Genomic DNA, 25486 nt, shown 5'->3' on the forward strand with positions numbered 1-25486 from the left:
TTTGTCGGCGGCATCGGCGCCATCCTGATGCTGCACCGCGTGACGGCGACCCCCCGAGAAGCCCGACAGCGTCAACCGGCACCTCAACATTGCGCCGAGTTTCCTCGACGCGGTGATCGCCGACATGAAGGCGGACGGCTATGCCTTCGTCTCGATGGACGAAGCCGTCGAGCGCATCAAGGCAGGCGGCAAGGGCGGCCGGTTCGCCACGATCACCGCCGACGATGCCTATCGCGACAACATGACCGAGGCGCTGCCGGTGCTGGAAAAGCACGGTGCGCCGATCACCATCTATGTCGCGCCGGGGCTGATCGATGGCACCGCCGATCTGTGGTGGGATGTCGCCGAGGACATAGTCAATGCCAGCGAACGCCTGACGCTGGCGACCTCGAACGGTCCGGCGGTGATCGATTGCGCGACCCCGGCCAGGAAAACCCAGGCGATAACCCGGCTGCATGCCTATCTCGCCACCGAGGTCCGCGAGGAAGATCTGCGGACCGTGCTGCGCGATCTCGCCGCTTCAAATGGCGTCGACGCGGATGCTCCGCGCCTGCGGACACTGATGAACTGGGATGAGATTCGTACCGTTGCCGCGCACCCGCTTGTGACGATCGGCGCCCATACGATCAACCACAGCAACCTGAAGCGGCTTTCCGAAGCCGATGCGCGGCACGAGATCGGCGCCGTGAAGGATATGTTGCGGGCCGAACTCGGTAGGGAACTCAGCCATTTCGCCTATCCCTACGGCTATGCCAGCGCCGTCGGCTGCCGCGAAGTCGGCTTTGTCCGTGACGCCGGCTATACCTCCGCCGTGACGACCCGCCATGGCGTGCTGCGAGCCGAACATGCCGGCTTCCTGCATGCCTTGCCGCGCATTTCAATCAACGGCCGCTACCAGAACCTCGCCCACATCCGCACCATGCTGTCGGGTGTGACGACGCCGCTTGCCAATGCCGGCAAGATGCTCGTCACCATCTGATCAACGGGCAGGCTCAGCGCTTCGCCCGCGGCTCCAGCATCAGCCACTTGATGATGCCCATCGCCGGCAGCACCCAGAGCAGGCCGCTGAACAGGAAGAACAGGAATTGCACCAACGCGCCGGACTCCGACAGCCGCGCGACCGCGAAGATCGATGCGACCAGCGCATAGATGATGACCAGTGCCACCAGCAGGAACATTCCGATCAGCTTTTTCAGGCGAATAGGCATGGTATGGTCTCGTTGATGGCTATCGCTTAGGCCGAACGCAAGACGCACGCAACCCGCGACATCAGGCGCGACGGCGTGCCGCGCTGCACAGTCTTGCCAGTGCCGGTGCGATGGTTCACCAATCCGCGACATTCAACCGGACGGGACAAGATCATGGCTGCCATATCAGCCGCCGCACCATACGTCGCCCGCGACCGTGACCTGCGCAACCGCGCGCTGGTGCGCGGCTGGCTTTATATCGTGCTTCTGGTGCTGTTTGCGCTGGTGCTGGTGGGCGGCGCCACGCGGCTTACCGAGTCGGGCCTGTCGATCACCGAATGGCAGCCGATCCATGGCGTCATTCCGCCGCTCAACGACACCGAGTGGCAGGAGGAATTCCAGCGCTATCAGCAGATCCCGCAATACACCGAGCTCAACAAGGGCATGAGCATCGAGGCGTTCAAGTCGATCTTCTGGTGGGAGTGGGCGCACCGCATCCTGGCGCGTAGCGTCGGCCTGGTCTTTGCCTTGCCGCTGCTGGCCTTCTGGGCAACACGCCGCATCGAGCGTGGCCTCGGGCCAAAGCTGGTCGGCATTCTGCTTCTCGGTGGCCTGCAGGGCGCCATCGGCTGGTGGATGGTGGCCTCCGGCCTGGTTGATCGGGTTTCCGTCAGCCAGTACCGGTTGGCGACGCATTTGACGCTGGCGGCGCTGATCTTCACCGCCACCATGGTCGTCGCGCGCGGGCTGGCGCCGCATTCCGAGCCTGCGGCCGATCGTTCGACGCAGCGCCTGGCCGGCTTCATCGTACTTCTGGCGCTGATCCAGATCTATCTCGGCGGTCTGGTCGCCGGGCTTGATGCGGGCTTGAGTTACAACACCTGGCCGCTGATGGACGGCAAGATCATCCCCGGCGATCTGCTGATCCTCGAACCTGCATGGCGCAATTTCTTCGAGAGCCCGAAGACGGTGCAGTTCGTGCATCGGCTCGGCGCCTATACGGTCTTCGCCGTCGCGCTCTGGCACATGATCGCCACGCGTCGGCGGCTGCCGGGCTCAACCCATGCGCGCCGTGCGACGCTGTTGTTTGTGCTGGTGCTGGTGCAGGCCTCGATCGGCATCGGCACGCTGCTCATGCATGTGCCGCTGCATATGGCGCTCACCCATCAGGGTTTCGCACTGATCGTGCTGGGCTTTGCCGCCGCACATTGGCGCGGCACCAAAGGGGCTTACCCCTTGCCGCAGGAGATCGCGCTTAGGAGATGATGCAGGGCCCCTGGCCCCGTCACATCCAGAATTCATTGGACTGCGTGGTTTTCTCTCCGTCGAACTCGGCCTGACGCACAGCGGCGGCGGACGGCGTCGACTGGCTCTGAGCGGCCTTGGCAGCCTTGTCGGCGTCGGCGGCTCTGAGGGCGTCAAGCTTGGCCTGGGCCACGGCGATGTCCTGCCGCACCTGGGCGGCCTTGACCTCATCGGTGATCGCCTTGGCCTGGTCTTCCAGCTCCTGGATCTGCTTTTCGAGCGCGGCCTCCTGGGCTGCATTGCTCGAGGAACTGGACGAGGAATACTGGGTTGCGGAGGAGGAACCCGAGATTGCGCTGACCATGACAAATCCTTGGGGTGGGCGCCAGGACATGGTCAGTAGCCGATCATGGTGAACAATCGATTACTTCAGCTGTTCCCTGAGGTCAGAAATGCGTCCGCACCGTCCGGATCGCCTCGGCGATCGACAGTTCACGATTCTCCTCGACCGCGTTGTCGTCCCCGTGGTGCCAGGCCGCGGACAGGCAGCCATAGGCGATGGCATGGTCCAGTATCGCCGCCGGTGACTGCCCAAGCGTCTTGGCAAAGACTTCTGCCATGTACGCGATCCGGAGGGGATCGAGGCAAAGCGCGTCGCGGTCAAGCGGGTTGTAGAACATGTTGGCGGCATCGAAGCCGGGATCGCCAAGCACGCCCTTCGGATCGATCACCAGCCAGCCACGCGGCCCGTGCAGGATGTTGTCGTGGTGCAGGTCGCCATGCAGCGGCCTGATATCGTACGGATTTTCCAGCAGTCGCTCGGCGATGGCTGCGGCCTCGACATAGAGGCTGTCATCACCGGTAGCGCGATCCGTCGCGGCCTTCCTGAACAGGCTGGCGTACCGCTCCCTGAGCGGCTGAAGTTCGGGCGGGTAGGGATGTTTGGATGGCGAAAACAGTTTTGCCATCACCTCAGCCGCGATCGCGGTCGCGGCGTTGTCGCCCTGTTCATCGAGAACCCGCGTAAGCAGGGTTTCGCCGGCATATTCCAGCAGCATGCTGTGGCCGTCGCGGCCAAGCAGGCGCACCGCGCCTTCGCCGCGCCGCCAGGCGAGGAAATGTTCGCCGCGCAATTCGTCAGCGACATCGTCGAAAGGCTTGAGCGCCTTGACGATGGCCGGCGAGCCGTCTTCGCGAACAACCTTCCAGATGCGGCTCGAAAAGGTTTCGGCAATGAGTTCCGGCGCGCTGACTTTCCAGCGCGCCGGGAAGGCTGGTGCGTCCGTCAAAGACCGAGCATCAGGTCCATGTTCTGGACGGCGGCGCCCGAGGCACCCTTGCCGAGATTGTCATAGACCGCCAGCAGCAGCGCCTGCGCGCGTTTGTCGTTGGCAAAGACATAGACTTTCATGCGGTTGGTGCCGTTGTAGATCTCGGGATCGATCTCCGGCATGCGCTCCAGATGCGCATAGGGCGCCACCTCGACCACGCCGCCCTTGATGGCAGCGAAATGGTCGGCAATGGCGGCATGAAGCTCCACACCCGTCGGCACATGGTCGAGGCTGCCAAGCTGCAGCGGCACGACCGTGATCATGCCCTGGGCGAAATTGCCGACCGCCGGCTGCATGATCGGGTCATGCGACAGCTTCGCATAGGCCCGCAGTTCCGGCACATGCTTGTGCTGCAGGGTGAGGCCATAGGGCAGGAACTCCGAGGCGTCCTCGCCCTTGGCGACATAATCCTCGATCATCGGCCGACCGCCGCCCGAATAGCCCGAAATGCCGTTGACGGCGATCGGGAAATCGGCCGGCAGCAGCCCGGCGGTGACCAGCGGCCTGAGCGTCGCGATCGGTCCCTGCGGCCAGCAGCCGGGGTTGGCGACGCGCTTGGCCATGGCGATCGCCTTGGCCTGATCCTTGTCCATTTCGGCGAAGCCATAGGCCCAGCCTTCGGCGACGCGATGCGCGGTCGACGCATCGATGACCTTGGTGGTGTCGTTGGCGATCAGCGAGACGCTCTCCTTCGCCGCATCGTCCGGCAGGCAGAGGATCGCGATATCGGCGGCATTGAGGAATTCGGCGCGCGCCGCCGTTTCCTTGCGACGCTCCGTCGGGATGGAAATGATCTCCAGGTCGCCACGCTCGGCAAGCAGCGCCCGGATCTGGAGGCCGGTGGTGCCGTGCTCGCCGTCGATGAAGATTTTCGGTTTCATGGACTGATTAAATTCCCTGACGTTTCAACACTATATGCCGTTACCGTGATTTACCGCGGCACCGTTGTGATTGCCGTTGTTCATCTCTTCCTGCCGCGCCTTTCGTTCAGCCAGCAGGCCGAGATATTGCATGGCCACCATCGAGCCGGCGATCGCCGTTATATCGGCGTGATCATAGGCCGGCGCAACCTCCACGACATCGGCGCCGACAATATCGACCTGATTGAGCTGGCGCAGCGTCGACAGGATCTTCGCCGAGGACGGCCCACCGGCCACCGGCGTGCCGGTTCCCGGCGCATAGGCCGGGTCGAGGCAGTCGATGTCGAAGGTGAGGTACGTCTTCTTGCCGCCCGTGCGGTCGACGATGGCGTAGGCGATGTCGGACGCCCGCATTTCCTCGATTTCGTGCCCGTAGAGGATCTTGATGCCGAACGTATCGGGCGCGTGCGTCCGGATGCCGATCTGGATCGATCGGTCGGGATCGATGATGCCTTCCTTGACCGCGCGGCCGACGAAGGATCCGTGGTCGATGCGCTTGCCGTCATCCTCCCACGTGTCCTGATGCGCGTCGAACTGCACCAAGGCGAGCGGGCCATGGATTGCGGCATGCGCCTTGAGCAGCGGCCAGGTGACGAAATGGTCGCCGCCGAGCGTCAAAAGGAAAGCGCCAGATTTCAGAATCTTCGCCGCCTCGCGCTCGATCGTGCCGGGTGTTTTCTGGTGATTACCGGAGTCGAGCAGGCAGTCGCCGTAATCGACCACCGCGAGATGTTCAAACAGATCGCGCGAGAACGGATATTGCGGATCATTGTCGAGGATCGCCGAGGCGCGGCGTATAGCCTGCGGCCCGAATCGGGCGCCGGGCCGGTTGGTGACGGCGGCGTCGAAGGGAATGCCCCACACCACCGCATCCGCGCCCTTCACGTCCTTGGTGTATTTGCGCCGCATGAACGACAGCGCGCCGGAATAGGTCGGCTCAAGGGCGCCGCCCGTTTTGGAGCGGGCGGTGAAGGCGTGGTCGATGTTCTTGGTCGCCATTACTGGTCCTCGTTTTCATCGGGGTGCAACAACTACAGAACCGGCATGGAAGATGCCAGTCACAGCTTGGGGAGACGAAACGGCGCCGCCCGGGTGCCACGGCAAGACAGGATTTGTACCATCATGACGCAGGCCGCGTTTCTTAGTCCGTCCGATGCCATGGTGTCGACCCATGCCGGTACGATAGCAGGCGAGCGCTTCCAGGTTCTCGATTCGTGGCGCGGCATCTGCGCGCTGCTGGTGGCGCTGTTTCATTTCCCGACCGCTTCCGCGATCTCGCAGAGCAGCCTCGTTGGTTCGTCCTATCTTTTCGTCGACTTCTTCTTCGTCCTTTCCGGCTTTGTCATCGCCAGCAGCCATGGCAATCGGCTGAGCCAGCCGGTACAGGTCGCCCGCTTCGCTTTGGTGCGTTTTGGCCGCATCTATCCGCTGCACCTCGTCATGCTTGCCGCCTTTGCCGGGTTCGAGCTGCTGCGGCTGATGCTGCCGCAACTGCATGGCGCCGGCGCCGCCCCCTTCACCGGCGGTTTCGATTTGACAAGCCTGCTTGCCAATCTGTTCCTGCTGCAAGGGATGGGCTTCGAGGATCATCTGACCTGGAATGCGCCGAGCTGGAGCATTTCGGCGGAGTTCTTCGCCTATCTCCTGTTCGCGGGCGTGGTCTTCATCGCCGGCGCGCGTGCCTGGATATGGTTTGTCGCCGCCGCCGTCACCGCGCCGCTGTTCCTGCTCGGCTTCTCCACGCATCATATGGATGTGTCCTACGATTTCGGCTTCATCCGCTGCCTCTATGGCTTCTCGCTCGGAGCCCTGCTGGCCTGGTTTCAGCATGATTCCATTGCAGGGGCGCGACAGCTCCTCGCCAGGGGCGGCCCGCGGCTGAGCTGGACCCTTGCCGAAATCGTCATGGTGGCGGTCATCGTGCTTTTCGTCTCGATGGCGGGCGGCAATGATTTCGGCATCGCCGCACCCCTGGTGTTTGCGCTGGCGCTGTTTCTGTTCGCCCATGAGGGTGGCTGGATTTCTGCTCTGCTGAGGACGCCGTTCATGCTGACGCTCGGCGCACTGTCCTACTCGATCTACATGGTCCATATCTTCGTCCAGGCGCGCCTGATCAACATTGCCGGGCTCGTCGAGCACAAGCTCGGCCTGAGCCTGGTCGGCGACATCGTGCTGCGCGGCTCGCCGGCGACGGGCTTCGGCGCCGGCTGGACCGGGACCGTGGCGATCGTCTTGATGCTCATTGCCACCATCGCCGCCTCCTGGGTCTCCTGGCGTCTGGTCGAAATGCCGGCCCTGGCCTGGTTCCGCCGGCTGTCGAAGCGCATCTGACGCCCCATATCGCGACCATTCGCTAGCCGGCTTCGTTCACCTGGATGTCACGGGCATCGCCTATCCCGGCTTCGATCCGGCAAGGAGCGATTCTCGATGCGGACGATCTGGCTAAGCCTTCTGCTTTCCACGGCCCTTGCGGTCGCATCCGGTCAGGCCTTGGCTGGCGAAAGCGGCGCCAGACAGATCCTCGACCGCTTCGAACACGCCAACCAGTGGCGCGACCATGTCATGGTGGCCGCGCATCGCGCCGGCAGCATGCAGGCCGGCAAGACGCTTTACGCGGAAAATTCACTTGCTGCCGTCGAAGGCTCGATCGCCATGGGCGCAGAGATTGTCGAGGTCGACATCAGGCGCTCGAAGGACAACGAATTCGTCGTCATGCACGACAGCTGGCTCGACCGCACCACGACCTGCAAGGGCGAGGTCATCAAATACACGCTGGCCGAACTGAAGGCCTGCCGGCTGGTGGTCGAGGGCACCCACGCCGTCACCGACGAGAGGGTTTCGACGCTGCGCGAGATGCTGCTGGCGACCAGGGACCGGATCCTCATCAATCTCGACAACAAGCTCGAAGTCGGCGACCTGCTAGGCATGATCGCGGTGGCGCGCGATCTCGGCATGGCCGACCAGGTCATCGTCAAGGAGAACCTCTGGAACCAGACCAGGATTGCCACGGTAAAGGCGGCCATGGCCGCTATCGGCGGCGGCATCCAGTTCATGCCGATCATCGCCGATGACGCGGTGCATGATGCCGGTTTTGCCGAGACCGTCGACCATGCTTTCTCACCGCGCGCGATCGAGCTGATCAACTGGCGGGCGGGCGCCGAAACGCTGACCGAGACCGGTGGAGCGCTGTTCAGCACGCGCATGCGCGCGGCCGCGGTGCGGGGCAACTGGCACATCTGGGCCGACACCTACGCCATCGTCAACAAGCCGGGCGGTTTCCTGGCCGGCGGCCGTGGCGACGAACTGGCGGTGCAGGCCAGCCTGCCGCGCGAAGCCTGGGGTTTCTGGGCCGATCGCGGCGCCACCATCATTCAGACCGACGAGCCGAAGGCGGCCATCGACTGGCTGGCGGCAAACGGCTATCGCGTGCCCTATGCCGGGACCGGCGAACGCATCGAGCCTGCCGCGACCGCCAGCATCAATTGATTTGCCGAGATCGGCATCCCCACCTGGTTGTCGCAGGCTGGCCTCTCCTGACGGAACGGTGTCAGCGACAAACCGTTACCCATGGGCATGTCCGACACCATCGTTTTCAAGCCCCGCGCCGCCTATGCCGCCACCGTCGCCGCGACCAGTCTCGGTTTCGTCGTGGTGCAGCTCGATGTCTCCATCGTCAATGTTGCGCTGAACAGGATCGGCGCCGCACTTTCGATGGGCATAGGCGGCCTGCAATGGGTGGTCGATGCCTACACGCTGGCCTTTGCTTCGCTGCTGCTTGCCGGCGGCGCGCTCGGCGACAGGATCGGCGCCCGCCGCGTGTTCGTCGGTGGTATGGCATTGTTCAGCTTAGCTTCTCTGGTCTGTGGCCTGGCGCAGAGCCCTTGGGTGCTGATCGCGGCGCGCGCCGTGCAGGGCGCGGGAGCTGCGCTGCTGATGCCGTGTTCGCTGGCGCTGCTCAACCGCGCCTATGCCTCCGACAAGCCACGCCGGGCACGCGCCGTCGGCCTGTGGACGGCCGCGGGCGGCATCGCGCTGTCGGCCGGGCCGGTGCTCGGCGGCTTCATGGTCGCGTCGCTCGGCTGGGCCAGCATTTTTCTGGTCAACCTGCCCATCGGCGCTCTCGCCATCTGGATGGCCTACCGGTTTCTGCCGGAGACGGCGCCCAAGGCCGAGAAGCCGCCGATCGACTGGGCCGGGCAGGGGCTTGTCGTGCTGACGCTGTTTTCGCTGACCGGCGCCTTCATCGAAACAGGCTCGTCGGGCTGGACTTCCTTGCCGGTTATTGGCGGATTGATCTTGGCGGTGGTGGCCGGAAGCCTGTTCCTGTTGGTCGAGAGCCGGAGCAAGGCGCCGATGTTTCCGCTAAAGCTGTTTGCCAGTCGCATCCCGGCTGTAACGAGCCTCGTAGGGCTGGCGGTCAACCTGACGCTCTACGGCACGATCTTCATGCTCAGTCTCTACTTCCAGAAGGAAAGGCATTTTTCGCCCGAGATGACAGGGCTCGCCTTCCTGCCCTTCATGGCGGCGGTCACCGTGTCGAATGTCGCCGCGGGACGCATCGCGGCAAATTATGGCTCACGCTTGCCGATGACGATCGGTCTGCTCATTGGCGCGGCCGGTTTCGGCCTGATGGCGCTGATCCAGGCCGACACGTCCTATCTGTCGCTGCTGTGGCGGCTGCTGTTCCTGCCGGTCGGCATTGGTCTCGCCGTTCCTGCCATGACCACGGCGCTGTTGTCGTCCGTGCCGACGACGATGTCGGGAACAGCCTCGGGCGTGCTCAACACCGTGCGGCAGTCGGGCGGGGCGATCGGCGTCGCGTTGTTCGGCTCAGCTTTGGCGCTGGGCACGATCCAGGGCATGCAGATTGCTTTCCTCGCCTCCACGCTCGCCGTGGCGTTCTCGGCGCTCTGCGCCTTCCTGTTCATCCGCGCCGCCGACCATTCCGCCGGATAGGGATGCGCAATGCAAAAAGGCCGCCCGGAGGCGGCCTTTCGATTGTCCAAAACTGCGGAGCGCTTAGCGCTTCGAGAACTGGAAGCTGCGGCGGGCTTTCGCCTTGCCGTACTTCTTGCGCTCGACGACGCGGCTGTCGCGGGTCAGGAAGCCGCCCTTCTTGAGCACGGCGCGCAGTGCCGGCTCGTAGTAGGTCAGCGCCTTGGAGATGCCGTGACGGACCGCACCGGCCTGGCCGGAGAGGCCGCCGCCGACAACTGTGGCGACGATGTCGTACTGGCCGGCACGGTTGGAGGCGATGATCGGCTGGTTGAGGATCATCTGCAGGACCGGACGCGCGAAATAGGTCGCGAATTCCTTGTCGTTGACGACGATCTTGCCGGAACCCGGCTTCACCCAGACGCGTGCAATGGCGTTCTTGCGCTTGCCGGTGGCATAGGCGCGGCCCGACTTGTCGAGCTTCTGGACGTGGACGGGGGCTGCCGGCTGGGTGTTCGTGTTGCCGGTGGCGGCGCCCAGTTCTGCGAGCGAGGAAAGCTCAGCCATCTTATGCGACCTTCTTGTTCTTGGAATTCAGCTTGGCCACGTCGAGGACTTCTGGCTGCTGGGCGACATGCGGATGCTCTGCGCCTGCATAGACGCGCAGGTTCTTCATCTGGCGACGGCCGAGCGGGCCACGCGGGACCATGCGCTCAACGGCCTTCTCGACGACACGCTCGGGGAAACGGCCCTCGAGCAGCTGGCGCGCCGTGCGCTCCTTGATGCCGCCGGGGTGGCCGGTGTGCCAGTAATAGACCTTGTCGGTGAATTTCTTGCCGGTGAACACCACCTTGTCGGCATTGATGACGATGACATTGTCGCCGTCGTCGACATGCGGGGTGAAGGTCGGCTTGTGCTTGCCGCGAAGATGATTGGCGATGACAGTGGCGAGACGGCCGACGACGAGACCCTCGGCGTCGATCAGGATCCACTTCTTCACCACATCCGCAGGCTTCTGCGAAAAGGTTGTCATGTTTTCTGCTCTCGGTTCTGACCTTCAAAGGGAAGGCGTTTCTTGTTGCTTGGATTGGCGATAAGCGCTTGCCCGCCGCCAATAACAAAACGGCGACCTTTGCGGGCCGCTGCTTCGTGAGGGCTTATAGGCGAGGGCGGTTGTTGCGTCAAGGCGCGGGAAAAAGCAGATGCCTGCAAAAATTAAGCAAAAACAATGGGTTGAACAAAAGGTATTATTTTACCACATCGATCAACGATTGCTTGTTTGGGGTGATCTCAGTGCTTTGCCTCGATTTCCTTGCGAGCCGCGCTGGAAAGGAATGCTGATCGCGTAATGCCACGCTCCCGTGCCGCTGCGTCGATCGCCCGCAGGACGCCACGTTCGAAAGTCACATTCGCCCTCACGACCGCGCTGTCATTGTCGATGAGCGGCACCGAGACCAGATAGCCGCCTTCGGCAAGCGCGGTGCGTATGTCGGGGAGGGCGACAATCGCTTCGTGGCTGGACGGCTTTGGAACCGGCATATCCTCCGCCCACAATTGCAAGGCTTCAACCGCATTGGGTACGATGTCTTCGGCCGTATCCGCGGCCGAAAAACAGCCGGGAATGTCGGGAAAGCGAATACCGAACGCGCTGTCGGGGTCTTTCTCGACCAAGGCGAAATAGTTCTTCATTAAGGTCTCCGGCGCAACTCCGCCTATCCGATCCAACCAGCTTGCTTGGCGATCGCACGAGCAGTGCCAGTGGGCAGGTCTTTTTCGGGATGCGGAACAATCAACACGATCTCGCCCTTCCGGAATTTGTGGTGCGAGCCGCGTATCGAAATCAGCTCGAACCCGTCCTCCTTGAGGCGCTTTATGATCTTACGGCTGTCACGCTCAAGCAAAAGTCACCTATGCGCATATATATACACATTGCCCGGAAGTTCAATGATCACACCCGCTTCGGCGGGATCGAATAGGTGCCCGTGGCATGCGCGATCGTGTGTCCGTCCGCACCGGCGACGATGTCGATGTCGAACACCATCAGGCTCTTTCCCAGCTTCAGGATGCGGCAATGGCCATCGATCGGCCCGGCCTCGGCCTTGCGGACGAAGTTGATGTCGAGGTTCACCGTAACCGAGAGCGCGTCCGGTCCGGCATGGGAGAGCACGCAGACATAGCCACCAATGTCGGCCAGCGTGAACAGCGACGGACCGGACACGGTTCCACCGGGGCGCAAATGCCGCTCGCCGGCATTGAGCCGCACGGTGCAGCCGCCCGGGAAAACGTCGATCGCCTCGTAATATTTGAACTGCTCGTTGAGTTGCGGATAGACGGTTTCCATCAGCACATTGACTTGTGCCGCGGTCAGCACCGGTTTGAGATTGGTCTGGGCGGGCATGTCGGTCTCTCATTCTGCGCCAGACCTGTATGAGCGCGGCAGGGCGTTCCTGGCAACACCTTCGATCCTCTGGCGCAAGCGATGGGTGTTGGATGAAAGCCGATCCGATATTAGATAGTCTGCCAGCCCGACCGGAATCGTGGAGACCTTAGCCATGGCCGAAATCCTTGCCATCAAGCCTGCTCCTGTTGAAGGTCCGGTTGTCGCACAACTGGACAAGGGCGTGCTGCGTCTCACGCTCGCCAATCCGCCCGCCAACGCTCTTTCCCTGGCGGTGATGGCGGCGCTGACGGCGGAACTTGAGACCGCCAAGGACAACAAGGCTGTTCGCGTCATCGTCCTGTCGGCGGCCGGAAAAGTGTTCTGCGCCGGCCATGATCTCAAGGAAATGACCGCGCGCCGTGCCGATGCCGATCGTGGCAAGGCCTTCTTCGAAGAGACGTTTGCCGCTTGTGCCGCGCTGATGCAGGCGATCGTGCGCCATCCCTTGCCTGTCATCGCCGAAGTCGACGGTCTCGCCACCGCCGCCGGGCTTCAGCTGGTCGCAAGCTGTGACCTGGCGATCGCCTCGCATGAGGCGACCTTCTGCACGCCGGGGGTCAACATCGGCCTGTTCTGCTCGACGCCGATGGTGGCGCTGTCGCGCAACGTCTCGCGCAAGCAGGCGATGGAAATGCTCCTGACCGGCGAGACGATCGACGCGGCAACGGCCAAGGAGTTCGGCCTGGTCAACCGCGTCGTGCCGCGCGAATATCTGAATCAGATTGTCACCAAATACGCGCAAACCATTGCTTCCAAATCATCTTTGGTGGTGAAGACCGGTAAGGAGGCCTTTTACGCGCAGGCCGAAATGGGGCTGGCGGATGCCTATGCCTATACCGGCCGCGTCATGGTCGAGAACATGCTGGCGCGCGACGCGGAGGAGGGCATCGGCGCCTTCATCGGCAAGCGCAAGCCGGAATGGACGGACGAGTAGTCGTGGAACCACGAATCTCCATCGTCACGATCGCGACGGACGATCTCGATCGCGCGGTGCGTTTCTACGAGGCAATGGGCCTGAAACGGCATGCCGGCATCACCGACGGTGTCGCCTTCTTCCAGATGGGTGGCGCCATTCTCGGCCTGTTTCCGCGCGCCAGCGCCGAGGAGGATGCGGGGCTTGCCTTCGCCAAGGCGCCTTCCGCCCTCTATCTCGCCTACAACACCCGCTCCGATGCCGAAGTCGACGAGGTGCTCGCCATGGCCGAGAAGGCCGGCGGCCGCATCGTCAAGCCGGCCGGTCGCGCCTTCTGGGGCGGCTGGTACGGCTATTTCGCCGATGCCGACGGCCATGTCTGGGAAGTGGCGCACAATCCGGCCTTTCCGATCGCGGAAGACGGCACGATTTCGCTGCCCGGGTGATGGCCTACCGCAAGCAGCTGACGCGGCTCAAGGCGCCCTATCTCAAACGCATCCTGCTCGATCCGGAGCGGGTGTCCGACTGGGAAAAATACCCCTGGAACCTGCCGCTCTTTCGCGGCCGTGAATTCGAACTCGAATTCACCACGCCGATCACCATCATCGTCGGCGAGAACGGCACCGGCAAATCCACGCTTCTCGAGGCGATCGGCGCGCTGGCCGGCTATGACGAGGCCGGCGGCGGCAAGGGCTATCGGCCAGTCGACCATTCCAGCGCCATCGACAAGAGTGGCGCCGCGCTGGCAAACACATTCCGTGGCCACTGGCTGCCGAAAGTCACCGCCGGCTGGTTCTTTCGTGCCGAGTCCTTCTATTCGGTGGCCCGCTACCTCGACCAGGCAGCGCTGGAAGACCCGTTCAAACCGCCGCCGCCGGATTTCCTGTCGTGGTCGCATGGCGAGGGGTTCATCCGTTTCTTCGAGGAGCGCTGCCGCAGGCAAGGCATCTACATCCTCGACGAGCCCGAGAGCGCGCTGTCTCCATCGCGCCAGATCGAACTGCTGAAGATGCTGCGGCGCATGGACCAGTCGGGCACCGCGCAGGTGATCATGGCGACGCATTCGCCGCTGTTGATGGCGTGTCCCGGTGCGCGGCTGTTCCGCATCAGCCGTTTCGGCCTCGACCCCACCGATTTCACCGACACCGATCATTTTCGCATGATGCGCGACTTCTGTAGCGATCCTGACATGTTTATGGAGGAAGCGCTGCGGGAAGACGACGCGTGACGGTGCGCATGACTGACGACGATCTCAATTGGCGGATGGAAGAGGCGTGCCGCGGCGCCTGGCCGGCGGCGATCGAGACGGTCGTCGACGGTTGGCTGCTGAGACGTTCGGGCGGCAGGATCCGACGCGCCAATTCCGTCAATCCCTTGCGTGGCAGGCGCGGCGCGCCTGACGCGGTGATCGATGCTGCCGAGGCCTTTTATGCCGGTCACGGCCAGACGCCGCTGTTTCGCGTGCCCGATATCGCCAACGAGCTCGAAGCCGCGCTCGTCGGCCGCGGCTACCAGTTGGAAGGCGGAACGATCCATCTCCATGCGGGAATCGACGATCTGGCGGAGGTTCGCGACGAACATGTCACGGTTTCGCCGATGCCAGGCGAGGACTGGTTCGCGGCGCGGTTTCGCATGGGCGCCTATGACGACACCGACCGCCGCGTCTTTCGCGCCATGACCGGGCTGATCGCCGATGACAAGGCGTTCGTGTCGTGCGAGCGCGACAATGAAATTGCCGCCTTGGCCTATGGCGTCATCCGCGATGGGCTGCTTGTGGTGGAGTCGGTCGAAACCGATGCCAGGTTCAGGCTGCAGGGCTTGGGCCGCAGAACGGTTGGCGGCCTGATCGATTGGGCATGGCGGGCAGGTGCGTCGGCGGCATGTCTACAGGTCGTCGCCGACAACACGCCGGCTCGCGCGCTTTACGCCTCACTCGGCTTCAGCCGCGAACTCTACCGTTACCACTACCGCAGGAAGGCGATTGCCGCATGAACCACGATGCCTACGACAACACCTACATAGGCGGCATCCTCAATTCGGTGAAGACCATCGCCATGGTCGGCGCGTCGGCCAATGACGTCAGGCCGAGCTATTTCGTGCTGAAATACCTGCTGGCCAAGGGCTTTTCGGTGATACCGATCAATCCTGGCCAGGCCGGCAAGGAGATCCTCGGCCGAATGACCTATGCCAGGCTGGCCGATATTCCGGAGCCGATCGACATGGTCGACATTTTTCGCGCCGCATCGGCCGTGCCCGGCATCATCGACGAGGTGTTGCGGCTCGATCCCTTGCCGAAAGTCGTCTGGATGCAGCTTGGCGTGCGCCATGACGAGGCCGCCGCACGCGCCGAGGCGGCCGGCATCAAGGTGGTGATGAACCGCTGCCCCAAGATCGAGTACGGCAAGCTGTCCGGCGAGATCGGCTGGACCGGCGTCAATTCAGGCGTCCTGTCGTCGAAGAAGCCGCTGATGCGCCAGGGCTTCCAGAGCTTTGGCGTACGGCAGAAATAGGTAGCGGGAGAGAAGCGCAAAATTATTCCGGCTAGCGCCGTATTTCCCTGCAGCTTGGTCGAAGGTCCCACGCCGAAGGGTATTTTCTTCTTTGCATTCCGAGCCGGGCTTCGCCAAAAATGCCCGGCGAATTTCAGAAGGTTCTTGAGGGAGGTTTTCAGTGACCCGTACGCCCGGTTTCAACACGCTCGCCGTCCATGCCGGCGCCAAGCCCGATCCGGCCACCGGCGCGCGCGCCACGCCGATCTACCAGACGACCTCCTTCGTCTTCGACGATGCCGACCACGCCGCCTCGCTGTTCGGCCTGAAGGCCTTCGGCAACATCTACACCCGCATCATGAACCCGACGCAGGCCGTACTTGAAGAGCGCGTCGCGGCACTTGAGGGCGGCACGGCTGCCCTTGCGGTCGCATCCGGCCATGCCGCGCAGGTCATCGTGTTCCACAATCTGATGCAGCCGGGCGACAATTTCGTTGCCGCGACAAGGCTTTATGGCGGCTCGATCAACCAGTTCGGCCATGCCTTCAAGAATTATGGCTGGGAGGTGCGCTGGGCCGACACCAACGACGTCTCGACCTTCGAAAGCCAGATCGACGACAGGACCAAGGCGATCTTCATCGAGAGCCTGGCCAATCCGGGCGGCACCTTCGTCGACATCGAGAAGATCGGCGATATCGCCCGCAAGCACGGCCTGCCGCTGATCGTCGACAACACGCTGGCCTCGCCGTACCTGATCCGGCCGATCGAGCACGGCGCCGACATTGTCGTCCATTCGCTGACCAAGTTCATCGGCGGCCATGGCAATTCGATCGGCGGCGTCATCGTCGACGGCGGCACCTTCGACTGGTCGAAGTCGGGCAAATACCCGATGCTGTCGGAACCGCGTCCCGAATATGGCGGCCTCATCCTGCACGAGACCTTCGGCAATTTCGCTTTCGCCATTGCCGCGCGCGTGCTTGGCCTGCGCGACCTCGGCCCGGCGATATCGCCGTTCAACGCCTTCCTCATCCTGACCGGCCTGGAAACCTTGCCGCTGCGCATGCAGCGTCATTGCGACAATGCGGTCACCGTCGCCGGCTGGCTGTCCAACCACCCCAAGGTCGCCTGGGTGAACTATCCCGGCCTGCCCAGCGACAAGAACAACGCGCTGCAGAAGAAATACTCGCCGCTCGGCGCAGGCGCCGTGTTCACTTTCGGCTTGAAGGGCGGCTATGAGGCCGGCGTCAAATTCGTCGAGGCGCTGGAACTGTTCTCGCATCTGGCCAATGTCGGCGACACCAAGTCGCTGGTCATCCACCCGGCCTCGACCACGCATCGCCAGCTTTCCGACGAGCAGAAGGTCAAGGCTGGAGCCGGCCCGGACACCGTGCGGCTTTCGATCGGCATCGAGGATGTCACCGACATCGTCGCCGACCTCGAACAGGCGCTCGCCAAGGTCTGATTTCTTGGGCAGTAGTGAGAAGTGAGTGAGTAGTCAGTAGTGATTAGTGAGTAGTTAATCGCGCGTTGGCGGAGTGCTTACTCACTACTCACTACTCACTACTCACTGTTGGAGGCAAATCCTGTCCGCGCATTACCTGACAATATCGACTGACGGCATCGAACCCGATTCCGGCGCGCCGACGCCGGACCGGCTGATCTCGGGTGATCCGAAATTCCGCACCTGGAACGTCGAGGAGCGGGATGGCGGCCTCTATGCCGGCATCTGGGAATCGACCCCCGGCAAATGGCGCATCGTCTATGACGAATGGGAATTCTGCCACATCCTGTCCGGCGTTTCGGTGATCGCGGAAGACGGCGGCGAAGCGCGCACCGTACGCGCGGGCGACAGTTTCGTGCTGAGGCCGGGCTTCAAGGGCAGCTGGGAAGTGCTTGAAACGACCCGCAAGGAGTATGTGATCAAGCTGTAGGCGCCCGGGGCGGGATCAGACGATGCGGTCTATATCGCTATCGGAAAATCCGTACCGGGCATCTGGCTCTGCGGCCACAAGCATTCGGCAGCCACCCAAAGTTGACTGCCGTTTAGCGCGCTCTTATAGGGACGTCGACAGGCGACAATGACTACCGGTGAACTTCCCGACCAAAGCGGAGACACGAAGTAGAGATCGCCAACAGCTTTCATGCCTCGAGGACGACAGTGAAGTGTTTGGTGATCAATCTTGACCGATCAGCCGATCGGCTCGCGGAAGTCACGGCAGAATTTGCCCGCATTGGAATTCCTTTCGAGCGTGTTGCGGCGATCGATGCGGCCACTGGGGCTCCTGTCATCGCCCCTCCGCTCACCGAGGCGGAAGTCTGCTGCTTTCTCAGCCATCGTCTCTGCTGGCAAATCATCGCGGACGGCCCCGATCGGTACGGCGTCGTCTTCGAGGATGATGTCGTCTTCAGCCACGACGCCGGACCCATGCTGGCCGATGACAGCTGGATTCCGCGAGATGCGGACGTGGTCAAGCTCGAAACATTCTTTGTTCCGGTGAGGCTCGGGGGCCGGCATGTCCCCGTCAAGAATGGATACTCCGCAACGCGGCTGTTCGGGCAACATATGGGCGCATGCGGCTATATTCTTTCGAAGAAGGCCGCACAGAAGCTGCTCAAGAGCACCAGGCGCCTTAAGGCAACGGTCGATTTCGTGCTCTTCAGTCCAACCGAGATGACGACCGCGCGCAGCACGACCTACCAGCTGATGCCCGCGCTCTGCGCCCAGGCCCAGTTCGTTGCGGAGAACGGCGGCCCTGCAACCTTGATTCAGTTCGCTCCGCCGCCGCCCAGAAACAAGCGTATCCTTGACAGGATCCAGGCAGAGGCGACGCGCGCCCTGGCGCGTCTTCGAAACAGGAACTTTTTCGCGACGCAGAAGGTCGACGCCGTGCCGCTGCGTTTTCCGCTGGCGATGCAAGCCGACATCGACCCCAACCCGATCCCGGCATTGGCATAAGCGCCTCCCGGAGGGGATCGCCAAACGAGCGTCGATGCGAGCTCGTTTCAGGTGATTGGGACGCCTGATTTCCGCAGGTCTACTTCGCCGGAAACTGGCTAAGACAGGCTTCCGATGCCTTGTCGTGTGCGGTTAGCAGATCGGCGTCCTGTGCCTCGATATCGGCGTCGGAGATCTCGTTGCGATAATATTGCGCCAGGAGGTCGAGCCCCTCCTGGCTGACACCATAGGTCGGAATTTCACGGGCAAGACAGCCGCACAGGCTGAGCGCACGATCGGGCGAGCCGGTCCTGTGGTTGGTCAGGATGAAATCCTGCGCCGGGCCGGCATCGAGAAAGGCGCCGAAGTTCAGCTTCTGCTGCGGCTTATCGCCATGATCGAAATAGGCAGGCGGCCATTGGCTTTTGCCGCTCGCGACATCGCAGCCTGTGGCGACGTCCTGGGCACTTTTCGACAAAGCGAGCCAGGCATCCTCCTTGTCGCCTATTGGATACTCGACTTCCTGCCCGGCAATCGAAGCCGTATAGGCGTCAAGGTCGGCCTGTTTGAAGCCGACGACCTGAAATCGGTTGAACTGGCATTGGCATGCCGTGGCCGCCTGTTCCGCTTCGCCCTCGGCCGGCTGCTCGCCCAACTTGCTTTTCTGGCAGGCGGCCACGAAGGCGGCGCCATCGAGCGTCGAAGCTGGAAAGGTGGAAACGTCGACATAGCGTGTACCATTCCAGCCGATCGTCATCGTGTCGGACTGGATGTCGAAAAAGCCGTTTCGCTTGAAGGGGCTGAGCGCGATCTTGTCCTGCGGCACCAGCCGCGCGCCAGGAATGTCGCCCAAAACCTCATGATAGCTGTCACCTTCCAGGACGAACAGGAAGTTGCCGCATTTGATGCCGTCGCAGCCCGGCGCGTAGCGGTAGGCGAAGATTTCAGGCAAGCCGTCGAGATTGAGATCGACCTCGATGGCAAAGGAGGCCAGCGGCAGGCCTTTCGATCCGGTCTGCCGTTCCAGAAGCCCCATCGCCATTTTCTGGGCGATGGCCATGCTGTTTTCCCAAGGGATGTTTTCCGGCTGTTGCTGGGCGCGTGCGACCCCCAGGCAAGCGCATAGCAACGCCAATGCGAACGCCGTCGCCGGTCTCCAAGACAGTCTCATCGCGCAGCCCTGGGCCCGCGATCGTTCAGAAGCCGACGGCGAGCGTTTCCAGCCCATGGAAGTGGTAAGTGTCGCGGAAGCGCGGGCTTTCGGCAAGATGCAGTTCCGGATGCCGTTCGAACAAAGTCTTCAGCGACACCTGCAATTCGAGCCGCGCCAGCGGCGCGCCGATGCAAAAATGGATGCCGGCGCCGAAGGAGACGTTCTTCTGGTCGGTCCTATCAGGCCGGAAAGCCTGCGGTTCGGCAAAGGCGCGTGGATCTTGATTGGCCATGCCAAGCAGGAGCCCGATCGTCTGTCCCGGCTGCACGACGATTCCGGGCGCAATCTCAATCTCCTGATAGGCGTAGCGCATGAACATATGCAGCGGCGCGTCGAAACGCAGGCATTCCTCGACGGTTGCTGCGGTCGTTTCCGCCGAGGTGAAGAAGCGGCTGGGATCACCGCCTTGCGCCAGGATCGAGCGCACCGCATTGCCTGTCTGGTGCACGGTCGCTTCATGGCCGGCATTGAGCAGCAGGATGGCCGAGGACACCATCTCATCCTCGGTCAGCCTCTGGCCGTCCTCCTGCGCCGAGATCAGCAGCGACAGCAGGTCGTCGCCAGGGTTCTTGCGCCGCTCGGTGACGTAACCGCGCAGGAAAGCGGCGAATTCGCCCGCTGCGCGATTGGCCGTCTCTTCGGTCTCGCGCGTGCGCCCATGGATGTACATGGCGACCATTTGATGGGACCAGTCGAGCAGTTGCGGCCCCATCTCCACCGGCACGCCGAGCATTTCGGCAATAATGGTGATCGGCAACGGCGCCGCGAAGGCGGGCAAGAGGTCGACCGGTCCGGTCGGATCAAAACGGTCGATCAACTCGTTGGCGAGCGCCTCGACCCGCGGTCGCAGCCGCTCGACCTGGCGCGAGACGAAGGCGCGGTTGACCAGTGTTCTCAGCCGCGTGTGCACCGGCGGTTCCAGTTCGAGCATGGAGTTGGCTTCAATGCCGTCGAAGGCCTTGAGATGGCTGCGATCCTGGCCGACGCCGCGGCTGTCGGGAATGCCGGCGGGGTTCTGGCGGCCGAAGCGGCGGTCGCGCAGCAGCCGGTTGACATCGTCGAAGCCGCCAAAGCACCAGAATCCGAATTCCTCCCAGAAGAAGGCATTCGAGACGCCATGCAGAGAGGCATAGGCCTCGTACGGATTCAGGAAGAAAGCCGGCTCGTGCGGGTCGAGCCTGAGGCGCCGGGTGGCTGGATCAAGGGCGAGGTAAGGGAGCGTCGATTTGGTCATGCCAGACCCATAGCGCGGCTTGCCAGCCTCATTCCAGACCGTACGTTGGCGCGCGATACCCCATGAGTTGAGCCAGCCGGTGCGGCTGCGGAAGGTCTGAGCGGATGAATGTGATCGTCGTCGGCGCGGGGATTGCCGGTCTCTCCACGGCATGGTCGCTGGTCAAGGCCGGCCACAGCGTTTCCATCGTCGAGCAGGGGCCGATCCCCAATCCGTTGGCGGCATCGGGCGACCATCATCGGGTCATCCGCCGCGCCTACCGGGCCGGAAGCGGCTATGGAAGGCTGATCACCGAGGCCTATCAGGCCTGGGACGAGATGTGGGCCGATCTCGGTGAAAGCCATCTCGATGCGCGCGGGTTCGTCTGTATTTCGCGTAAGCCGGGCGACGAGGCAGAGGAGTACCGCGAGGGTCTGGAAGAGGGGAATTTCCCCTTTGAATTGCTGGAACCGGACGCGGCCGTGAAACGCTGGCCGTTTTTGCAAGCCGGCTCGTTCCGCTATGCTTATTTCTCGACCGAGGGCGGCGCGCTGCATTGCCGCAAGATCGCCCCCGGCCTGGCAAAGTGGCTGCGCGCCAGCGGCGCCAATGTCTATGAACACAGCAAAGTAACGAAAATCGATGCCGAGGCCGGCCATATCGTGCTGGAAAGCGGCGAAACCATGCAGGCCGACCGCATCGTCGTTGCCGCCGGCGCCTGGGTGCTGAAACTCTTTCCGGAACTCGACGGTGAGTTGAAGACCTATCGGACTGCGCTCGCCTATGTCGAACCGCCAGCGGACCTCAAGGCCGTCTGGCAAGCCGCACCGGTCGTCCTCGACATTGGCGGTTCGGTCGACGGTTATGCGATTCCGCCCTCCGGCGGCGCCGGCATGAAATTCGGGTCAGGCCTTCACCGGGTCCCGACCAGCGACGCCGACTGGAACCGTCAGCCGGTGCCGGGTGAGGGCGAGGCAATCCGCAACCTGTTTTCGCCGCCCATCGCCCGCATCGAGGAATATGAGGTGACCGAAGTGGTCACCTGCGCCTACACCTTCACCGCCGACGAGAAATTCATGGCGCACGAGAAGGGCAAGTGCCTGATCGTCTCGGCCTGTTCCGGCCACGGCTACAAGTTCGGCGCGGCGGTCGGCAGGCGTGTTGCGGCGGCCGTCGGCGACGGCGACGTCGCGGGGCTGAAGGCATGGCTGCGGGCAGAGGTGGCCTGAGCTATAGCCCCGTCAGCACACTTCGCTAGCCAACAGGGTAAAAGAAAAGCGCTACCCCGGCGATCGTCAGAAAAACGAAGAACGCCGCATAGGCATAGTATACTTCGGATCCAGACACGGTTTTCCACTTAAGCACGGCCGCGTCATACAGATCGTACCGCAACAAGACATAAGCTGCTGCAACACCGAAAGCGATGACGACCCAGCCGAGGCTATCCATTGCAATGCCTGGGAATATGCACGCGCCGCCAGCCTGACGACCCTTCCCTGACCACCACGCGCCGCGCGACGGTCTGGTAGGAGGCCGGAACGTCGATGATGCGTCTTTGCTCGGGCTGTATCAGCACTTCCTCGGCGATCCGGTCGTATTGCGCCGGAATGACGACGCGCCGCGTGCGTTCAGGCTGGATAACCACCGTCTCGGCGACGCGTTCATAACGGGCCTTGTGCCAGATCTTGCACAGCACCTTGCGGCCGTGGATGACGCGCCATTCCCAGGAATAGCCGCCGCCGTCGACTCGCACCGTATGATAGACGGTGCGAGTGATGGCGGGCACGACCTCGTAGCTCACCTGTGCCGGAATGGTCATCACCACGCGTTCGCGCGTGCCGTAGATGGGCGGTGTATAGTCGACCTGCTGGCCGGGCGGATTGACCATCACGTCTTCGTAGACGGTGTCGTAGACGGCAGGTGTACGGACCGGTTCGTAACATTCCACGGCACGGCCGCCGGCCGCCGTCTGAGAAGTCGTGCCGAGCATAGCCAGCCCGGCAAGGGCGAAGGATGCGCTTCTCCTGAACATGACACTCCCCCTGTTTGAACCTTGCACACAAGTTCAACGTTGAATTGTAGGGGAAGCTGCCGCTGAGAAAAGCGGTTTTGCCGCATTTCGTTAAGTGACGCGGTTAAGAAATTGCTACGTTGCGGACCGGTCACGCCTGTTCCTGGTCGGCGCTGGCGTCCGCGATGCGAATCCTTGGCCGTAAAGCTTGATTCGACTTACCCAGATGGCTAGGACGGGGCGGCCTTGCACAAGGATGAGCCGGCATCCTATCTACGGAACAACGATCCAGAACCGATTCTGCCTAATCTGCCAGCATCCCGGCGCCGGAATCCCACCGCGAGATAAGAGATAACCGATGAAGAACCCCGTCGAAACCTACATGAACCTCGTTCCGATGGTGGTCGAACAGACCAATCGCGGCGAGCGGGCCTACGACATCTTCTCGCGCCTCCTCAAGGAGCGCATCATTTTCATCACCGGTCCGGTCGAGGACGGCATGGCGACGCTGGTCTGCGCGCAGCTCCTGTTCCTCGAAGCCGAGAACCCGAAGAAGGAAATCAACCTTTACATCAATTCGCCGGGCGGCGTCGTCACCTCCGGCATGGCGATCTACGACACCATGCAGTTCATCAAGCCGGCCGTATCGACGCTCTGCATTGGCCAGGCCGCCTCGATGGGCTCGCTGCTGCTGACCGCCGGCCACAAGGACATGCGCTTCGCCACGCCGAACGCCCGTATCATGGTTCACCAGCCGTCCGGCGGCTTCCAGGGCCAGGCCTCCGACATCGAGCGCCACGCCATGGATATCGTCAAGCTGAAGCGCCGTCTCAACGAGGTCTATGTCAAACACACCGGCAAAAGCTACGAAGAGATTGAGCGGACGCTCGACCGCGACCATTTCATGACCGCCGACGAAGCCAAGGATTTCGGCCTCATCGACAAGGTCATTTCGTCGCGCGAGCCGGCTGAAGGTGCCGTGGCATAAGGGCTGGGTGGCAGTTGGATGACACCATCACGCGCTTTTAGCGTGTTTTGCGGCATTTCGGCCACAATTGGCTGTTCCCTCGACGGTTGGGATTGCCTACGTTAAGGCTATGTTGATTTTCGACGGCTTAGCTTTGTGTGGGGTTGCTGCGAATCATTGCCACGTTTTCTGATTTGTGTTTCGTACGGAATACGTTGCGGGAGCCGGGACACTGGCGGCGGCGGATTCCCGCGATAAATTAGAGTATGCGCCCTTTCAGCCAGACCATCGGCGGGCGGCCATGAAAGGACAGGAAAATGAGCAAGGTCGGCAACAACAGCGGTGACTCGAAGAACACGCTTTATTGCTCGTTTTGCGGCAAAAGCCAGCATGAGGTGCGCAAGCTGATCGCCGGTCCGACGGTCTTCATCTGCGACGAATGCGTCGAGCTCTGCATGGACATCATCCGCGAGGAGAACAAAACCTCGATGGTGAAGTCGCGCGAGGGCGTGCCGACACCGCAGGAAATCCTCAAGGTTCTCGACGACTACGTCATCGGCCAGCCCTACGCCAAGCGCGTGCTGTCGGTGGCCGTCCACAACCACTACAAGCGCCTCGCCCATGCCGGCAAGAACAACGATGTCGAGTTGGCCAAGTCCAACATTCTGCTGATCGGCCCGACCGGTTGCGGCAAGACGCTGCTCGCGCAGACGTTGGCCCGCATCATCGACGTGCCCTTCACCATGGCCGACGCCACGACGCTGACCGAAGCCGGTTATGTCGGCGAGGACGTCGAGAACATCATCCTGAAACTGCTGCAGTCGGCCGACTACAATGTCGAGCGGGCCCAGCGCGGCATCGTCTACATCGACGAGATCGACAAGATTTCGCGCAAGTCCGACAATCCCTCGATCACCCGCGACGTGTCGGGCGAGGGCGTGCAGCAGGCGCTGTTGAAGATCATGGAAGGCACGGTCGCCTCCGTGCCGCCGCAGGGCGGCAGGAAGCATCCGCAGCAGGAATTCCTGCAGGTCGACACCGCCAACATCCTGTTCATCTGCGGCGGCGCCTTCGCCGGGCTGGACAAGATCATCTCGGATCGCGGCAGAAAGACCTCGATCGGCTTCGGCGCCATCGTCGCTTCGCCTGAGGATCGCCGCACTGGCGATGTGTTCCGTCTGGTCGAGCCCGAGGATCTCTTGAAATTCGGTCTCATTCCGGAGTTTGTCGGCCGTCTGCCGGTCCTGGCGACGCTGGAGGACCTCGACGAGCCGGCGCTGATCCAGATCCTGACTGAGCCGAAGAACGCGCTGGTCAAGCAGTATCAGCGGCTGTTCGAGATGGAGAATGTCGACCTGACCTTCCATGAAAATGCCCTGTCGGCGATCGCCAAGCGCGCCATTGAGCGCAAGACCGGCGCCCGCGGCCTGCGTTCGATCATGGAAGCGATCCTGCTCGACACCATGTTCGAACTGCCCGCGCTCGAAGGCGTGCGCGAAGTGGTGATTTCGGAGGAAGTGGTGACCGGCAGTGCCCGGCCGCTCTACATCTACTCCGAACAGAAGGAAAAGAAGGGCAATGTCAGCGCCTGACATGGCACCTGACCCCATATTTTTGTGGAACGGCGCCGTTGCGGCGCCGTTTTGCTGTGTAGGGCACGCGACCTCAGTGATGGAGTGGATTTGCA

General features: G+C 62.6%; 30 protein-coding genes. 16 read left to right on the forward strand and 14 right to left on the reverse strand.

Features of this window, described 5'->3' with window-relative positions:
- Positions 1 to 124: 124 nt before the first annotated feature.
- The gene (locus tag HB778_RS27395; RefSeq protein WP_244661639.1) at positions 125 to 979 is read left to right on the forward strand and encodes a polysaccharide deacetylase family protein; all 855 of its coding nucleotides are present in this window, start codon (positions 125 to 127) and stop codon (positions 977 to 979) included.
- A gap of 13 nt (positions 980 to 992) precedes the next feature.
- On the opposite strand, the gene HB778_RS27400 is transcribed toward HB778_RS27395, so the two are convergent.
- The gene (locus HB778_RS27400) at positions 993 to 1208 is read right to left on the reverse strand and encodes a DUF2842 domain-containing protein (RefSeq protein WP_023764097.1); all 216 of its coding nucleotides are present in this window, start codon (positions 1206 to 1208) and stop codon (positions 993 to 995) included.
- Positions 1209 to 1361: 153 nt separating this feature from the next.
- Between HB778_RS27400 and HB778_RS27405 the strand changes: the two genes are divergently transcribed.
- The gene (locus HB778_RS27405) at positions 1362 to 2453 is read left to right on the forward strand and encodes a COX15/CtaA family protein (RefSeq protein ID WP_183458488.1); all 1092 of its coding nucleotides are present in this window, start codon (positions 1362 to 1364) and stop codon (positions 2451 to 2453) included.
- A 19-nt stretch (positions 2454 to 2472) separates the two neighbouring features.
- On the opposite strand, the gene HB778_RS27410 is transcribed toward HB778_RS27405, so the two are convergent.
- From HB778_RS27410 to speB, 4 genes are all read right to left on the reverse strand, one after another.
- On the reverse strand, positions 2473 to 2796 hold the full coding sequence (locus HB778_RS27410; protein ID WP_183458490.1) for a hypothetical protein: 324 nt from the start codon (positions 2794 to 2796) through the stop codon (positions 2473 to 2475).
- A gap of 82 nt (positions 2797 to 2878) precedes the next feature.
- Positions 2879 to 3721 carry an aminoglycoside phosphotransferase family protein gene (locus tag HB778_RS27415; protein WP_183458492.1) on the reverse strand — a complete coding sequence of 281 codons (843 nt, stop codon included), beginning with the start codon at positions 3719 to 3721 and terminating at the stop codon, positions 2879 to 2881.
- The gene (gene argC / locus HB778_RS27420; protein ID WP_183458494.1) at positions 3718 to 4644 is read right to left on the reverse strand and encodes an N-acetyl-gamma-glutamyl-phosphate reductase; all 927 of its coding nucleotides are present in this window, start codon (positions 4642 to 4644) and stop codon (positions 3718 to 3720) included. The genes HB778_RS27415 and argC overlap by 4 nt, the downstream gene beginning before the upstream one ends.
- A 30-nt stretch (positions 4645 to 4674) precedes the next feature.
- The gene (gene speB / locus HB778_RS27425) at positions 4675 to 5682 is read right to left on the reverse strand and encodes an agmatinase (protein ID WP_010915634.1); all 1008 of its coding nucleotides are present in this window, start codon (positions 5680 to 5682) and stop codon (positions 4675 to 4677) included.
- Between the two features lie 123 nt (positions 5683 to 5805).
- Between speB and HB778_RS27430 the strand changes: the two genes are divergently transcribed.
- The 3 genes from HB778_RS27430 (at position 5806) to HB778_RS27440 (ending at position 9639) form a co-directional block, all read left to right on the forward strand.
- Positions 5806 to 7014, forward strand: coding sequence for an acyltransferase family protein (locus tag HB778_RS27430; protein WP_183458496.1), 1209 nt, complete (start codon positions 5806 to 5808; stop codon positions 7012 to 7014).
- 96 nt (positions 7015 to 7110) lie between these two features.
- Positions 7111 to 8169, forward strand: a complete 1059-nt coding sequence (locus tag HB778_RS27435) for a glycerophosphodiester phosphodiesterase family protein (RefSeq protein WP_183458498.1) — start codon at positions 7111 to 7113, stop codon at positions 8167 to 8169.
- An 81-nt stretch (positions 8170 to 8250) separates the two neighbouring features.
- The gene (locus tag HB778_RS27440) at positions 8251 to 9639 is read left to right on the forward strand and encodes an MFS transporter (RefSeq protein WP_244661640.1); all 1389 of its coding nucleotides are present in this window, start codon (positions 8251 to 8253) and stop codon (positions 9637 to 9639) included.
- A gap of 63 nt (positions 9640 to 9702) precedes the next feature.
- On the opposite strand, the gene rpsI is transcribed toward HB778_RS27440, so the two are convergent.
- The 5 genes from rpsI to HB778_RS27465 form a co-directional block, all read right to left on the reverse strand.
- Positions 9703 to 10185: a 30S ribosomal protein S9 gene (gene rpsI, locus HB778_RS27445; protein WP_027042360.1), complete on the reverse strand. Its 483-nt coding sequence runs from the start codon at positions 10183 to 10185 to the stop codon at positions 9703 to 9705.
- 1 nt (position 10186) lies between these two features.
- Positions 10187 to 10651 (reverse strand): 50S ribosomal protein L13, encoded by a 465-nt coding sequence (gene rplM, locus HB778_RS27450; protein WP_010915638.1) that lies wholly within the window; start codon positions 10649 to 10651, stop codon positions 10187 to 10189.
- Positions 10652 to 10908: 257 nt separating this feature from the next.
- Complete coding sequence (locus HB778_RS27455) at positions 10909 to 11307, reverse strand: type II toxin-antitoxin system HicB family antitoxin (RefSeq protein WP_183458500.1); 399 nt, start codon at positions 11305 to 11307, stop codon at positions 10909 to 10911.
- Between the two features lie 23 nt (positions 11308 to 11330).
- Complete coding sequence (locus HB778_RS27460; RefSeq protein WP_183458502.1) at positions 11331 to 11519, reverse strand: type II toxin-antitoxin system HicA family toxin; 189 nt, start codon at positions 11517 to 11519, stop codon at positions 11331 to 11333.
- 47 nt (positions 11520 to 11566) lie between these two features.
- Entirely contained in the window at positions 11567 to 12016 is a 450-nt protein-coding gene (locus HB778_RS27465) for a PaaI family thioesterase (RefSeq protein WP_183458504.1), read from the reverse strand.
- Between the two features lie 154 nt (positions 12017 to 12170).
- Between HB778_RS27465 and HB778_RS27470 the strand changes: the two genes are divergently transcribed.
- The 8 genes from HB778_RS27470 (at position 12171) to HB778_RS27505 (ending at position 18416) form a co-directional block, all read left to right on the forward strand.
- Positions 12171 to 12992, forward strand: coding sequence for an enoyl-CoA hydratase (locus tag HB778_RS27470; RefSeq protein ID WP_183458506.1), 822 nt, complete (start codon positions 12171 to 12173; stop codon positions 12990 to 12992).
- A gap of 2 nt (positions 12993 to 12994) precedes the next feature.
- Complete coding sequence (locus HB778_RS27475) at positions 12995 to 13417, forward strand: VOC family protein (RefSeq protein ID WP_183458508.1); 423 nt, start codon at positions 12995 to 12997, stop codon at positions 13415 to 13417.
- Positions 13417 to 14199 carry an AAA family ATPase gene (locus HB778_RS27480; RefSeq protein WP_095201542.1) on the forward strand — a complete coding sequence of 261 codons (783 nt, stop codon included), beginning with the start codon at positions 13417 to 13419 and terminating at the stop codon, positions 14197 to 14199. Before HB778_RS27475 ends, HB778_RS27480 begins: the two co-directional genes overlap by 1 nt.
- Before the next feature lie 8 nt (positions 14200 to 14207).
- A complete protein-coding gene (locus HB778_RS27485) occupies positions 14208 to 14963 on the forward strand; it encodes a GNAT family N-acetyltransferase (protein WP_244661641.1) in 756 nt (251 codons plus the stop codon).
- Positions 14960 to 15481, forward strand: coding sequence for a CoA-binding protein (locus HB778_RS27490; protein WP_095201541.1), 522 nt, complete (start codon positions 14960 to 14962; stop codon positions 15479 to 15481). The genes HB778_RS27485 and HB778_RS27490 overlap by 4 nt, the downstream gene beginning before the upstream one ends.
- Before the next feature lie 160 nt (positions 15482 to 15641).
- Positions 15642 to 16922 carry an O-acetylhomoserine aminocarboxypropyltransferase gene (locus HB778_RS27495; protein WP_183458512.1) on the forward strand — a complete coding sequence of 427 codons (1281 nt, stop codon included), beginning with the start codon at positions 15642 to 15644 and terminating at the stop codon, positions 16920 to 16922.
- A 121-nt stretch (positions 16923 to 17043) separates the two neighbouring features.
- On the forward strand, positions 17044 to 17391 hold the full coding sequence (locus HB778_RS27500) for a cupin domain-containing protein (RefSeq protein WP_432421271.1): 348 nt from the start codon (positions 17044 to 17046) through the stop codon (positions 17389 to 17391).
- Between the two features lie 239 nt (positions 17392 to 17630).
- The gene (locus HB778_RS27505; protein WP_183458514.1) at positions 17631 to 18416 is read left to right on the forward strand and encodes a glycosyltransferase family 25 protein; all 786 of its coding nucleotides are present in this window, start codon (positions 17631 to 17633) and stop codon (positions 18414 to 18416) included.
- A 79-nt stretch (positions 18417 to 18495) separates the two neighbouring features.
- On the opposite strand, the gene HB778_RS27510 is transcribed toward HB778_RS27505, so the two are convergent.
- Positions 18496 to 19455 (reverse strand): hypothetical protein, encoded by a 960-nt coding sequence (locus tag HB778_RS27510; RefSeq protein ID WP_244661642.1) that lies wholly within the window; start codon positions 19453 to 19455, stop codon positions 18496 to 18498.
- Positions 19456 to 19591: 136 nt separating this feature from the next.
- Positions 19592 to 20842, reverse strand: a complete 1251-nt coding sequence (locus HB778_RS27515; protein WP_183458518.1) for a cytochrome P450 — start codon at positions 20840 to 20842, stop codon at positions 19592 to 19594.
- A 104-nt stretch (positions 20843 to 20946) separates the two neighbouring features.
- Here HB778_RS27515 and HB778_RS27520 point away from each other — a divergent pair, with 104 nt between their 5' ends.
- The gene (locus tag HB778_RS27520) at positions 20947 to 22050 is read left to right on the forward strand and encodes an NAD(P)/FAD-dependent oxidoreductase (protein WP_183458520.1); all 1104 of its coding nucleotides are present in this window, start codon (positions 20947 to 20949) and stop codon (positions 22048 to 22050) included.
- 25 nt (positions 22051 to 22075) lie between these two features.
- On the opposite strand, the gene HB778_RS27525 is transcribed toward HB778_RS27520, so the two are convergent.
- Together HB778_RS27525 and HB778_RS27530 are read right to left on the reverse strand one after the other, a co-directional pair.
- On the reverse strand, positions 22076 to 22270 hold the full coding sequence (locus HB778_RS27525; protein ID WP_183458522.1) for a hypothetical protein: 195 nt from the start codon (positions 22268 to 22270) through the stop codon (positions 22076 to 22078).
- Positions 22263 to 22853: a hypothetical protein gene (locus HB778_RS27530; protein WP_183458524.1), complete on the reverse strand. Its 591-nt coding sequence runs from the start codon at positions 22851 to 22853 to the stop codon at positions 22263 to 22265. Before HB778_RS27530 ends, HB778_RS27525 begins: the two co-directional genes overlap by 8 nt.
- Positions 22854 to 23190: 337 nt before the next feature.
- Between HB778_RS27530 and clpP the strand changes: the two genes are divergently transcribed.
- Positions 23191 to 23820 carry an ATP-dependent Clp endopeptidase proteolytic subunit ClpP gene (clpP, locus tag HB778_RS27535; protein ID WP_056562366.1) on the forward strand — a complete coding sequence of 210 codons (630 nt, stop codon included), beginning with the start codon at positions 23191 to 23193 and terminating at the stop codon, positions 23818 to 23820.
- Positions 23821 to 24116: 296 nt separating this feature from the next.
- Complete coding sequence (gene clpX, locus HB778_RS27540) at positions 24117 to 25391, forward strand: ATP-dependent Clp protease ATP-binding subunit ClpX (protein ID WP_023759839.1); 1275 nt, start codon at positions 24117 to 24119, stop codon at positions 25389 to 25391.
- Positions 25392 to 25486: the final 95 nt, after the last annotated feature.

Origin of the sequence: Mesorhizobium huakuii, from assembly GCF_014189455.1 — a bacterium.
GTDB classification, from domain to species: domain Bacteria; phylum Pseudomonadota; class Alphaproteobacteria; order Rhizobiales; family Rhizobiaceae; genus Mesorhizobium; species Mesorhizobium huakuii_A.

What these genes read in the sequence shown, in the direction of transcription:
- HB778_RS27430 (WP_183458496.1), top strand. Translation starts at nt 5,806, where the DNA reads ATGACGCAGGCCGCGTTTCTTAGTCCGTCCGATGCCATGGTGTCGACC.
- HB778_RS27515 (WP_183458518.1), bottom strand. Translation starts at nt 20,842, where the DNA reads ATGACCAAATCGACGCTCCCTTACCTCGCCCTTGATCCAGCCACCCGG.
- HB778_RS27400 (WP_023764097.1), bottom strand. Translation starts at nt 1,208, where the DNA reads ATGCCTATTCGCCTGAAAAAGCTGATCGGAATGTTCCTGCTGGTGGCA.
- HB778_RS27485 (WP_244661641.1), top strand. Translation starts at nt 14,208, where the DNA reads ATGACTGACGACGATCTCAATTGGCGGATGGAAGAGGCGTGCCGCGGC.
- HB778_RS27520 (WP_183458520.1), top strand. Translation starts at nt 20,947, where the DNA reads ATGAATGTGATCGTCGTCGGCGCGGGGATTGCCGGTCTCTCCACGGCA.
- HB778_RS27490 (WP_095201541.1), top strand. Translation starts at nt 14,960, where the DNA reads ATGAACCACGATGCCTACGACAACACCTACATAGGCGGCATCCTCAAT.
- HB778_RS27470 (WP_183458506.1), top strand. Translation starts at nt 12,171, where the DNA reads ATGGCCGAAATCCTTGCCATCAAGCCTGCTCCTGTTGAAGGTCCGGTT.
- HB778_RS27395 (WP_244661639.1), top strand. Translation starts at nt 125, where the DNA reads ATGAAGGCGGACGGCTATGCCTTCGTCTCGATGGACGAAGCCGTCGAG.
- HB778_RS27530 (WP_183458524.1), bottom strand. Translation starts at nt 22,853, where the DNA reads ATGTTCAGGAGAAGCGCATCCTTCGCCCTTGCCGGGCTGGCTATGCTC.
- HB778_RS27525 (WP_183458522.1), bottom strand. Translation starts at nt 22,270, where the DNA reads ATGGATAGCCTCGGCTGGGTCGTCATCGCTTTCGGTGTTGCAGCAGCT.
- HB778_RS27435 (WP_183458498.1), top strand. Translation starts at nt 7,111, where the DNA reads ATGCGGACGATCTGGCTAAGCCTTCTGCTTTCCACGGCCCTTGCGGTC.
- HB778_RS27510 (WP_244661642.1), bottom strand. Translation starts at nt 19,455, where the DNA reads ATGGCCATCGCCCAGAAAATGGCGATGGGGCTTCTGGAACGGCAGACC.
- HB778_RS27405 (WP_183458488.1), top strand. Translation starts at nt 1,362, where the DNA reads ATGGCTGCCATATCAGCCGCCGCACCATACGTCGCCCGCGACCGTGAC.
- clpP (WP_056562366.1), top strand. Translation starts at nt 23,191, where the DNA reads ATGAAGAACCCCGTCGAAACCTACATGAACCTCGTTCCGATGGTGGTC.
- speB (WP_010915634.1), bottom strand. Translation starts at nt 5,682, where the DNA reads ATGGCGACCAAGAACATCGACCACGCCTTCACCGCCCGCTCCAAAACG.
- clpX (WP_023759839.1), top strand. Translation starts at nt 24,117, where the DNA reads ATGAGCAAGGTCGGCAACAACAGCGGTGACTCGAAGAACACGCTTTAT.
- rpsI (WP_027042360.1), bottom strand. Translation starts at nt 10,185, where the DNA reads ATGGCTGAGCTTTCCTCGCTCGCAGAACTGGGCGCCGCCACCGGCAAC.
- HB778_RS27465 (WP_183458504.1), bottom strand. Translation starts at nt 12,016, where the DNA reads ATGCCCGCCCAGACCAATCTCAAACCGGTGCTGACCGCGGCACAAGTC.
- argC (WP_183458494.1), bottom strand. Translation starts at nt 4,644, where the DNA reads ATGAAACCGAAAATCTTCATCGACGGCGAGCACGGCACCACCGGCCTC.
- rplM (WP_010915638.1), bottom strand. Translation starts at nt 10,651, where the DNA reads ATGACAACCTTTTCGCAGAAGCCTGCGGATGTGGTGAAGAAGTGGATC.
- HB778_RS27440 (WP_244661640.1), top strand. Translation starts at nt 8,251, where the DNA reads ATGGGCATGTCCGACACCATCGTTTTCAAGCCCCGCGCCGCCTATGCC.
- HB778_RS27410 (WP_183458490.1), bottom strand. Translation starts at nt 2,796, where the DNA reads ATGGTCAGCGCAATCTCGGGTTCCTCCTCCGCAACCCAGTATTCCTCG.
- HB778_RS27455 (WP_183458500.1), bottom strand. Translation starts at nt 11,307, where the DNA reads ATGAAGAACTATTTCGCCTTGGTCGAGAAAGACCCCGACAGCGCGTTC.
- HB778_RS27480 (WP_095201542.1), top strand. Translation starts at nt 13,417, where the DNA reads ATGGCCTACCGCAAGCAGCTGACGCGGCTCAAGGCGCCCTATCTCAAA.